The sequence below is a fragment of the Protofrankia sp. Cr1 genome (assembly GCF_963555865.1).
Taxonomy (GTDB): Bacteria; Actinomycetota; Actinomycetes; order Frankiales; family Frankiaceae; genus Protofrankia.
Map to the genome: position 1 here is coordinate 881 of NZ_CAUVXO010000453.1, position 1,831 is coordinate 2,711.

General features: G+C 73.1%; 1 pseudogene. It reads right to left on the minus strand.

The annotated features are described in order from the left end of the window. A pseudogene (locus tag U9980_RS23505) lies at positions 1 to 1,831 on the minus strand (hypothetical protein); the annotation flags it as partial.

Genomic DNA, 1,831 nt, shown 5'->3' on the forward strand with positions numbered 1-1,831 from the left:
CAAGGACAGGGCTGTCCGACGGCCCGCCGGGGCCGCCGGCGCCGTCGAGGAGGCGGGCAAGAAGGGTGTGGCGTGGAGCCGCGCGGCTCAGGACGGTGAGCGTGCGCCGCACCTGATCGTCGGTGGGCTGGCTTCCCGCCGGCTGCTGCAGGATCCGAAATGGCAGCGTCGTGGTTAACGGGTTGCCGTCCTCGGTCACCGTCTGGCCGATGACGCGGGCGACGAGCTCCTCACCGAGCAGATCCGGCTGCAGCGGCGGCAGCCATCCGTTGCGATCCTCCGCGGGCGGGTACAGGTCGTGCAGCCAGCGGGCGATCCGCGTGGCCTGGCGCCGGTCGGGGAGGTCGAGAGCGGCACACAGCACAAGGACGGCATCGTTCAGGTTCGCGGCGCCGGCCAGGGTCGCGGCGGCGACCGCGGTTTCGACCGTGCGGTAGCCATCAGGCCCCTGGGCGAGGCTGCCAAACGCCTCCTCGGTCGGCCGGTAGAGCCTCTGCCCACCGACGTCCAGGTAGAGCCAGTGGTTGTCGCGTTCGAGGTCGAGGAGCCGGCCGAGGAGGTCCGCACCACGTTCCGGCGCGGGCCACCGGTGGCCGTCCTCGCCCGGCCGGGATGCCGGCAACAGCGCGCAGACCGCGGCGACGTGCAGCATCAGGGCCGCGCCGAACTCGTCCCGGACCAGCGACGGGACGGGCGGATCCGCGACGAACGGCAGCCGGTGGCTCTCGGCGAAGGACCGTACCGGTTCCCGCAGCGCGGCCACGACCGCGTGGAAGGCGTCCTTCCGCCCGTCGACAGTCGGTTCCAGTGCGGTGAGAGTCAGCGTCGGGTCACGCACCTCCGTCCCGGCGTTTTCGAGTGTGCGGCGGACCCCGGTGGAGGAGTCCCACCAGTCGCCGGTGGCACGGGCCAGCAGCAGCAGCCGCCACCGCGCCTTGCTGCCGGTCAGCCGTTCGAGCAGCGGGTGCAGGCTGGCCGCCCCGTGCTCGGCGGCGTAGTCGACTACCACGAGCACACGGCGTCCCAGGTGCGCGGCCACCGTCAGCGCCGTGTCGAGCCGGTCCGCATCGCCTGGCCCCCGAAACAGCGCGGTCAGCCACCCACCCGAACCGGCGAGGTCGGTCAGCAACCAGCGGGCCAGCCGGGTCTTGCCCTGACCGGCCGAACCGACGATCAGCCAGGCCGATCGGGGCGCGGGCGAGTCGCACCATGCATGAAGCTGGTCGCGTTCCTGGGTGCGTCCCCGAAAGTCGGTGAGGGCGGCGTCGGCCCGCAGCAGTCCGATCAGGGACCCTGCCGTGCCGGAGGGTGGATTGCCCGCCTGGTCCAGGAGCTGCTGGGCTCGGCGGGCCACCGCATCCGCCACCACCGGAAATCGTCCGGTCAGATCGTCGACCCGGCTGGCATAGACCGTCCCGCCCCGGGCCTGCCGCGCCTCCTCCCCTTTGGGGAAGCCGCGGATGACTCCGACGGCGGCATACGCGCCAGCGGCCGTATCCGACCCGGCCTTCTGGTCCGTGTGCTGGATGACAGGCCCGCCGCTGAGCCCACCGGGACCCTCCGGCGACACCGCCGCCGTCTGGTCCAGGAAGAGCTCCAAGGCACGGGCGGCAGGCAGGCGGGCGTGCCCGTCACTGATGACCCCGGAGAAGGCCCGTCCATTCGGGTTTCCGGCGCTGGCCGGGAACCCTTCGGCCCGCACCCGCGCCTGCGGGTCCACCGTGATGTCCAACGGCACCGCCACCCGGTCGAGGACGGCCGCCAGCCGGTCTGGCCCGAGCGCAGGCCGGGACTCCCGATCCGGATCCACTCGCAGCACGGCCGCGTCCAG